At 45.0% G+C, this 8,124-nt stretch carries 6 protein-coding genes and 3 pseudogenes; 3 read left to right on the top strand and 6 right to left on the bottom strand.

Features of this window, described 5'->3' with window-relative positions:
* The first annotated feature begins 75 nt into the window (after positions 1–75).
* Both istA and istB read left to right on the top strand, forming a co-directional pair.
* The gene (gene istA, locus BFL38_RS05230) at positions 76–1,299 is read left to right on the top strand and encodes an IS21-like element IS712 family transposase (RefSeq protein WP_003331415.1); all 1,224 of its coding nucleotides are present in this window, start codon (positions 76–78) and stop codon (positions 1,297–1,299) included.
* An 11-nt stretch (positions 1,300–1,310) separates the two neighbouring features.
* Positions 1,311–1,541 (top strand): annotated as a pseudogene (gene istB, locus BFL38_RS14620) (IS21-like element IS712 family helper ATPase IstB); the annotation flags it as partial.
* On the opposite strand, the gene BFL38_RS15755 reads toward istB, so the two are convergent.
* The 4 genes and pseudogenes from BFL38_RS15755 to BFL38_RS05205 all read right to left on the bottom strand — a co-directional run bounded on the left by BFL38_RS15755 (position 1,535) and on the right by BFL38_RS05205 (position 5,562).
* Entirely contained in the window at positions 1,535–2,611 is a 1,077-nt protein-coding gene (locus tag BFL38_RS15755) for an integrase catalytic domain-containing protein (protein ID WP_069726070.1), read from the bottom strand. The pseudogene istB and the gene BFL38_RS15755 sit on opposite strands and share 7 nt — an antisense overlap.
* A gap of 123 nt (positions 2,612–2,734) precedes the next feature.
* Positions 2,735–3,526, bottom strand: a pseudogene (locus BFL38_RS05215) (IS982-like element IS982B family transposase); the annotation flags it as partial.
* A gap of 34 nt (positions 3,527–3,560) precedes the next feature.
* Complete coding sequence (locus BFL38_RS05210) at positions 3,561–4,475, bottom strand: IS110-like element ISStma6 family transposase (protein WP_005407612.1); 915 nt, start codon at positions 4,473–4,475, stop codon at positions 3,561–3,563.
* Between the two features lie 232 nt (positions 4,476–4,707).
* On the bottom strand, positions 4,708–5,562 hold the full coding sequence (locus tag BFL38_RS05205; protein WP_218070517.1) for a mucin-binding protein: 855 nt from the start codon (positions 5,560–5,562) through the stop codon (positions 4,708–4,710).
* A 30-nt stretch (positions 5,563–5,592) separates the two neighbouring features.
* Between BFL38_RS05205 and BFL38_RS14615 the strand changes: the two are divergent.
* Positions 5,593–6,487: pseudogene (locus BFL38_RS14615) on the top strand (peptidase S8); the annotation flags it as partial.
* 95 nt (positions 6,488–6,582) lie between these two features.
* Here the strand turns inward: BFL38_RS14615 and BFL38_RS15840 are convergent.
* Both BFL38_RS15840 and BFL38_RS05185 read right to left on the bottom strand, forming a co-directional pair.
* On the bottom strand, positions 6,583–6,957 hold the full coding sequence (locus BFL38_RS15840) for a hypothetical protein (protein ID WP_438357067.1): 375 nt from the start codon (positions 6,955–6,957) through the stop codon (positions 6,583–6,585).
* The coding region (locus BFL38_RS05185; protein ID WP_218070515.1) for a hypothetical protein at positions 6,935–8,124 on the bottom strand (1,190 nt) is incomplete at its 5' end. The genes BFL38_RS05185 and BFL38_RS15840, both read right to left, overlap by 23 nt.

Raw genomic sequence — 8,124 nt, 5'->3', positions numbered from 1 at the left:
AGGGCCATGCTAAAATGTAGGAAACGGGCCATTGAAAATGTAGGTTAACTTTAAAATTGTGATAGGCTTTTCCTTATGAGAAAAGACATCCTAGAAAGTATAACCGAACATCTTATGACTGGAATTAAACCTAATTTCGCTGATATTGCCAGACGCTATAATTGTGACTATCGGACGGTCAAACGTTATTATGACCTCGGAAAAGAAAAGACCCTTGAAGAAGCTTCAAAACGAAGGGTCCCACCGTCACTTATTGAGAACTATAAATCAATCATTGAAGATAAACTCAAGCTTGGCTGCTCTGTGCGCTCAATTTACTACTTCATCCAACTAAAAGGCTATCAAGGCTCATATACGACCGTCAAACGCTATGCCAGATTGATTCGAGAATCCTGCAAACATAAAGCAACGATTCGAATTGAAACAACGCCTGGACTTTCTGCTCAAGTCGACTGGAAAGAAAATTTAAAACTGATCTCACGCAATGGTGAAGTGTTTACGATTAATATCTTTCTGTATATTCTTGGCTACTCTCGGATGAAGTATCTTCAATTGACCGTCGACCGTCTCCAACCCACACTCTTTGAGTGTCTCAATCACGCTTTTGAGAAATTCGGAGGTGTCCCTGAAGAAATTTGGTTTGACAATATGAAAACAGTGGTGGACCATTCTAAAAGTCAATTCTCAAATGTTGTTTTCAATGAACGATTCAGGCAGTATGCAAAAGATGCTGGATTTAAACCCATTGCTTGTCGGCCATTCAGACCTCAAACCAAAGGTAAAGTAGAAGCGCTTGCGAGAACTGTTGACCGCCTGCTTGTCTTTAACAATGAGTTTGAAGACCTTGAAGAATTACAAGCACTGGTCCAACAATTGATGGAAGATTTGAATCATAAAGAAATCTCTCAAGCGATTGGAACCTCACCTTCTGAACGTCTTGACCAAGAGGCGTTGAATCTCAAGGCTTTTGATTTAGAGCTTCTCAAAGTTTATAGTCAATTGAGTGTTCCTTTGACTCGAAAAGTCTCTAAAGAGGCACTTGTGATCTTTGAAGGGCGTAAATATTCAGTGCCGGTTAAATATATTGGACAGACCGTAACCTGTGAAAAAGAACAAGAGGACCTTAAAGTCTATTGTGACCAACGCTTGATTGCTCGTCATCCTTTAAGCGACCGTCCCTTTAATTATCGCCGTGAAGATTACGTTGAAATTCTTAAATCAGATGTCTTCAAACATCTTGAAGAAGACGAACTAGAGGCTTATGTGGATGAGAATCTTCAAGCCTACGATTTATTGTGAAGGGAGCGCTTATGACAACTTATCATCAATTACTCAACCAATTGGACCATTTAAAACTCGATCGTGTGCGTCAGCTCTTACCAGAGTTCTTAGATGAGCATGCGGATATTTCCTTAGTAGAGGGCCTTCATGAACTCTTGAGTGAAGAACTTCGTGAACGAGAAGCGCTCCTTCAGGAAAGACGATTAAAAAAAGCCCATCTGCCTTATGAAAAGCGTGTGATGGACTTTGATTTTCAGTTCTTTGAAAGGACATTTCTCGGTTGCTCAGGATGTAGTTCAATGTCGGATTGGAAGTCATGGTCAGATTCTATGTTAAGATCATTGGATTGTTGGATCTCATTTGACGCAATGAACGAATGATATGAAGCAGTTAAACGGTTTAAGTCTTCATCGAAAGTGAGTGCGTCGTAATTGAATTGATCTAATCTGGATTCCTTGCCCTGAAGAATAACATAGTTAGTTGTATCTACTGTCTTCTTTAAGGATGGAAGATAGATGATATATCCATAAGAGTTTCGAGACGGATGTAGAGCGTAGCCTGGGATGCCACGAGGATGTATTTTGGAGTTAGGGTTGTGATCATTGACGATAACAGGTTGACCGAAAGGTAACAAAGTACTGATATCAAGTCCTGCCAAGCCAGCATGTTGTCTTGCAGATTTTTTGCTTTTAGGTGAAGCTAGTGAATTTCTCACAATAGTAGAAAATTCGATTGCAGAGAACCATAAATGGTTCGGTAAACCACTACATTGCAGTTGAGTACGGCAGTCATCTAATAAGGTACGGTTTAGCCGTTCAGCGACTCCATGTGCTCGGGAATCCGCTGTGGTTGTATAGCATGGAGTTATACCATTTTTTTCAAGGAATTTATGGAGAGTTCTGTTAGTATACTCAGAACCACGGTCCATTTGTATAACCAAGACACTGGCCTGAAACTGGTTTTTAATAAAAGCTAGTATCGTAGTAAAAACATCGAGGATAGAGTCCTCGCGACGGTCGTGTAATGGATAAACCCAACGGAATTTTGTTGTCTCATCAGTAAATGAGATGAAATAGGATGGTGCACTTTTTGGTAGGTTGTGAACTGGACCAAATATGTCAGTATGTAGGTATTGAAAGGGTTCGTATGAATTTTGGTATTTTAGTCGTGAACCTTTGATATGTCTGTGTTTGGTGCTTTTGCCGATTAAACAATCAGGACATTGATAGTCAATAGCACTAGACCAGTCGACATCTGATTCGTTAAAATACGTGATGGTGTTATTTTTAAGTGAGTATCGAATTGTCTGTGCATTGGCATGCGCAAGCATTCGATGAATGAAAGGATAAGGATATTTGCGTGTACTTTCACTTGTATGGACATTTTAAATTTAAGAATTTTAAAGGATTAGATAATAGAAATGCAATTGATAGATACCCGAATTGCTAGTTGATTATTTAGCCATGACTTGATACCCGATAGAATATCTTAAAGTCTCTGGTTCCAGTGATTTAGCTGATTTTAACAGTAAAGAATACGCTAAAAGTATCATCTCTAATTTCAATTGAAAACCTTGAGGCGAACGACTTTTACAACGCTCAGCTCCTAGATTTGTCAAAAAAGAGAAAACTCGCTCAATCACTTTTCTACGTTTTGAAAAATTAGGGAAAAGGATTTTCTTTTGCTTCATGTTCTTCCTGACAGGTGTCATTAGATCAATTCCTTTTAATTCCAGCCTATCATGCAGTGACTGACCTAGATATCCCATATCTCCAAGGACTGTTGGTGTCCCAAATTGACTCAACACTTCCTCGGTCATTGAACTATCAGCCATTGAAGCAGGAGTAATTGTGTAGTCTATGACATAGCCTGATTCACTGACTAAAGCATGACATTTACATCCATAGAAGTACTGTCCCTTTGTAGCATTGTAGCCAACATTTGCATAATCTCCAAGAACTTTGCTTCTGAAATTACGAATAGGCTGACACAAAGGAATGGGGAAGCTGTCAATAATGGATACACTAATTCCTTCAACCTCTTTAAAGACGAGTGCTTGGCGAATGACTTGGATACTCGGTAAGAGGGCATTACAACGGCGGACAAAGCGAGAATATTCTAGGAAATTAGGAAATAAACTTTGAGCAAGTTGGTGCTTAGCTTTAAGCGTTTCACTAAAATGCAGTACGCCCCATAGGTAACAAGCGATAACTAAGCAATCTGATGTTGCGAGATGGACGTTCTTGGGTGGGGTGTTCATGGCAGTAGCAACTGTCTTGTCAGGGGCAGCCGAGGGCCACCTCGGCGTCTCGCTTACGGGCGTTGAGGATCACCAGCATTTTGCGCATGACCGCCACGAGCGCCACCTTGCTCGCTTTGCCCTTGGCCTTCAGGCCAGCGTAAAACGCGCGCAGCCTTGGCTCGTACCGGATGGCCGTCAGGGCCGCCATGTAAAGGGCTTCGCGTACCACCGCGCGCCCACCACTGATCCGCCGTTGGCCCTGCCAGGTGCCACTTTCGCGGTTCATCGGGGCCAACCCCACCAGCGATGCTATGGCTTTGCTTCCCAAGCTGCCCAGTTCGGGCAACTCGCAGGCCAGTGTGCTGATCAGGATGGGGCCGACGCCTTTGAGCGCGCCGATATTCTTCCAGCCAGGCTGCCCCTCAAGCTGCTCGGCAATAGCTTTATCCAACTGCTTCAGGTCGTCAGATAGCTGAGCTATATGGCGTTGCTTCATCGCAATCAGATCCGGATCGACCAATCGCCGCAAGCGCTGCATCTCACTGACCCGCATCTGCACCAGTTGCCTGCGGCATTGCGCAAATTCAGCCAGACGCTGCTGCCAAGGAGCAGGCGGTACGTAGCGGGTCAGCGGCAACAAATGGGCCATCTGTGCCAGCACTGTCGCATCGAGCCGATCGGTCTTGGCGGCACGGCCCGTGCCTTGGGCAAATCGCCGTGCACGCGCCGGATTGATTCGTACCATCGGCAGGCCAGCGGCGTGCAATACATCCAGAGCAGCACGCTCGTAACCCCCGCTTGCCTCAAGAACGACCTGCTTGATCGGCCACGTCTTCAGCCACCGAATCAAGCGCACAAAGCCGCGCTTGTCGTTGCTGAATTGGCGAAACTGCTCTCCATGGACGGCCACATCAAGCGTGGCTTTGCTCACATCGATCCCGATCCCAAACATGGCAGAACTCCGCTAGGCTGACAGGGTCGAGAGCTCTCCCCGCTTGCCCAGTCTTATCAGTTCGAGCGCCAACTCAACCAACTGTTCGGGCGGTTCAGGGAGAATCCGGCGTGGGGACCCAAGCTACTTCTCGGTCGCAAGACCTGGATCCACACGGTCGCCCACGCCGGGCTCTCGGCACCCAAGGTGCCAGATTGGCAAGAGATAAGATCCACGCCATGCGTGGATGCCTTCACCGCAATCCCACCCACAAAAAAGGGACGGGGCGCTTCGGCCAAGTTCTGATCTGTTTGTCATCATTGTCGAATGTCAAATCTGCTGGATAGCCATCAGTAACTAACTCATACCCGTGTTTCTTATAATCCGCAATGCTGCCACTGGTACTATAACTGGATTTCGAGCCCGTTGTTCCTGAAATTGAATCCGTCTTTAAAGTTTTGCCGGTCGTATCATCAACGTAGCTGACACTACCTTTTTGCTGATCTGCGGTATAGGTGATCGTTGTATCTTTCGTCGGATCACTTGGCTGATAACGGCTACCGGGTGTCAAAACATGACCTTCTGGATCATGTGCTGTATAACCTGGTACCGTCGGTACACCGGCTGGTGTAACCTTCGTCGCATCACGTGGGTCATTTGGATAGACTACTCTTGGTACTCTAGGGAAGTTCCCATCACTTGAGCTTGGTACCAATGATCCGACTTTCGTGTATGTCACGGTCTCATTAACATCTGCTGAATCGGCATTCAGGTCAGTTACGACAGCTGTCTGCGCTTTATCAGCTACAGATCCCGACACCACTGGACTAACAACGGCATCAAAGGTTGTATCACCATTTGTCGCTGTCCAGGCGGTTGTTCCAGCACCACTCGTAATCACTTCACCAGTAACGTTATCGACAACGACGGTTCGTGTGAAGTTGACAGAATCAGTGTGCGGCTTGGCCACTACGTGTCCAGTCTGATCAACATAACTGACGGTCTCATGGACCGTCTTATCATAGTTGGTGCGAGTTGGCCACTTTGGTCCATCTGGTTCATCTGGATGGATTGGCGCTCCCGGTGTCTGTGGATCCGTTGGATTCACTGGCGTCAGCTGATGCTTCAAGTGAACCGCAAAAACGTGCTGACTGTTGCTGTTACAGATAGCGAAGATAACACCACGACCAAGAACATCACAGTTTACTACGAACCAAAGAAAACACTGGCAGCACCAACTGTGACGCCAAGTACCACTGAACCAGCCCAAACGGTGACTCTGACGGCAAACGCTGCCGCAACGGGCGAAACGGTTCAGTATAGTGCTGATGGTGGCAAGACATATCAGGATGTTCCGGCAGCCGGTGTCACGTCACGGCAAATGGCACCTTCAAGTTTAAGTCGACTGATTTATACGGTAATGAATCACCAGCCGTCGACTATGTTGTCACCAATATCAAGGCCGATGATCCTGCACAATTGCAGGCAGCTAAGCAGGCACTGACTAATCTGATTGCTTCCGCCAAAACGCTAAGTGCCAGCGGTAAGTATGATGATGCCACAACGACTGCTTTAGCAGCGGCAACGCAGAAGGCACAAACGGCGCTTGATCAGACGAACGCCTCAGTTGATTCACTTACTGGTGCCAATCGAGACCTGCAAACTGCGATCAATCAATTAGCTGCCAAGTTACCTGCAGATAAGAAGACTTCGCTGCTTAACCAGTTGCAATCTGTGAAGGTGCGCTGGGAACGGACTTGGGCAATCAAACTGATCCAAGCACTGGCAAAACATTTACGGCAGCGTTAGACGACCTAGTGGCACAAGCTCAAGCAGGCACGCAAACGGACGACCAGCTTCAAGCGACTCTTGCCAAGATACTTGATGAAGTATTAGCAAAACTTGCGGAGGGTATTAAAGCGGCAACACCGGCTGAGGTTGGCAATGCTAAAGATGCTGCAACTGGCAAAACTTGGTATGCCGACATTGCTGACACATTGACGTCTGGTCAAGCCAGTGCTGATGCGTCTGACAATACTTTCACTTGTATGGACATTATTGATGGTGGGTACGGAGATATTTGATGGAAGCAAGTACTTTTTAGATACCCAGTAAAAGTCTCCATATTTTACGATAGGTGCAAGTACAGTGCCGTCAGACGTTCTAAGACGTTTTTGGTAAAGCATGCTGTGATATCTACTGCAGCCAATTCATTCAAACTGAGTAAGTCATAGGCTATGTTAGGAGTGTGCAATACCTTTATTGATGTTTTGGTGTTGTCCTGGAAGTGAAATTGTAGGTCACCAATAGCGTTAATTGGTATATTTCTTTTTTGAGCATCAACTACGTTTATGTCAGGATTAGATGATGCTGAGTGTATGTGATGAGCAGATCTTATAAGGGTTCGTGATGCTCCTGAATCGAGAAGGAGGTGTCCAGGGAGTTCATCATCAGAATGATTAGTATGATTTACTGTAGATTCAGTAAGTTTCTGGCCTAAGATGAAGGTCGTGCTTATTGTTCAATTGAATCGGTTCAGTAGTTGATTTACTGATGGAATCGTTGTCCGTGCTGGGAGAGTTATTAGATGTGGATACATTGTGAGCCCTGGCTGTTTTCGATTTCGAATTATTTGTTTTTTGAGGATTCCGAGCTATAACTTTGGGTTTGGTTGTATTCGTATAGCTGCGAGAATCATTCTTCTCATCACTCGGATTTCTCCTGTAATTAGGTTTGCTGTTTCTCGATCCCTGTTGTTCTTCATAAATAGCATGGATATCTAAGAACAGTTCAGCGACTGTCATATTTAGATGTCGATGACGTGTGTAGCGTAAAAATTTATATTCGCCAGATAGACCTCTCATAATTAATTGGCATGCGACCTTGTTATTGATATGAATGCCATTATTGTTCAGTCTGTCGATAATGTTTGTGACTTTTGTTTCAAATGCATCTGCAGGTGTACTGCCATTATATTGCAAATTTGCCAGGGTCACAATGTCGTTTGCCTCTTGGGTATCAGATTGCATTTTTTCAATACTTTTGGAAAGAATTTTCATGATATCCGTATAATCAACGGATAGGATGTCTTTGACCCAGGTAGGTAGGAATTGAGAGGGAGCAAATATTTGAAAAGTGTTATACAAGAAGGTGAGTTCATCATCAGTGATCTGACGTACGGGTTTTCCGTTTACTGTCGGAATAATACCACCGAGATTCGAGTTTTGTAAAAATTTGATGTATGTTTTAACCCAATTTGGAAAGTCATTAGGTGAGGTTAACATTGGTGGTGGTCTGACATATTTTTTAGTGGATGTCATATCAGAGTCCGCTGAGGATGAATCAGTAAATGTATTACCTGACTCAGGTGATGGAGTGCTCAGAGGCGTTCCAACTGATGATGGATACTGCGGAAACTGTGATTGTGGCCCAGGTGGAAAGTACATAGGCGACATTTGATAAGGTGTATACGGAATCATAGATGGGTGTCCGTAAAATGACCAACCAGATGGATTGGCTTGGTTTTGGGTCATCATGCACTGCTGTGGGTACGGCCCATTCTGTGGAGGTGGTACTGAAGCAGGTTGAGGAGAGGCATGATGGGGGTTCTCTGGAACAGCTGATGAAGCAGGTGTTGTTGTCTGTTGAGAGTTAGCCTTAGTGGAAGCCC

Origin of the sequence: Brachyspira hampsonii (genome assembly GCF_001746205.1) — a bacterium.
Classification (GTDB): domain Bacteria; phylum Spirochaetota; class Brachyspiria; order Brachyspirales; family Brachyspiraceae; genus Brachyspira; species Brachyspira hampsonii_B.
Note: the sequence above shows the minus strand (reverse complement) of the source record. Positions and strands in the feature narration are given on the sequence as shown.

What these genes read in the sequence shown, in the direction of transcription:
- BFL38_RS15755 (WP_069726070.1), bottom strand. Translation starts at nt 2,611, where the DNA reads ATGCTTGCGCATGCCAATGCACAGACAATTCGATACTCACTTAAAAAT.
- istA (WP_003331415.1), top strand. Translation starts at nt 76, where the DNA reads ATGAGAAAAGACATCCTAGAAAGTATAACCGAACATCTTATGACTGGA.
- BFL38_RS05210 (WP_005407612.1), bottom strand. Translation starts at nt 4,475, where the DNA reads ATGTTTGGGATCGGGATCGATGTGAGCAAAGCCACGCTTGATGTGGCC.